This window comes from Dickeya sp. CFBP 2040, assembly GCF_012273755.1.
Lineage (GTDB): Bacteria > Pseudomonadota > Gammaproteobacteria > Enterobacterales > Enterobacteriaceae > Dickeya > Dickeya poaceiphila.
On the sequence record NZ_JAAVXH010000058.1, the window covers coordinates 1 to 286 of the forward strand.

The 286-nt window shown below is 53.8% G+C and carries 1 rRNA gene; it reads left to right on the forward strand.

Features of this window, described 5'->3' with window-relative positions:
• Nucleotides 1-286: ribosomal RNA gene (locus Dpoa2040_RS08090) — 23S ribosomal RNA — on the forward strand; the annotation flags it as partial.

Consider the following 286-nt stretch of genomic DNA (forward strand, 5'->3'; position numbering starts at 1 on the left):
CCAGGAAAAGCCTCTAAGCATCAGGTGACATTCAATCGTACCCCAAACCGACACAGGTGGTCAGGTAGAGAATACTCAGGCGCTTGAGAGAACTCGGGTGAAGGAACTAGGCAAAATGGTGCCGTAACTTCGGGAGAAGGCACGCTCCTGTGGGTGAAGTCCCTTGCGGATGGAGCTGACGGGAGTCGCAGATACCAGCTGGCTGCAACTGTTTAATAAAAACACAGCACTGTGCAAACACGAAAGTGGACGTATACGGTGTGACGCCTGCCCGGTGCCGGAAGGT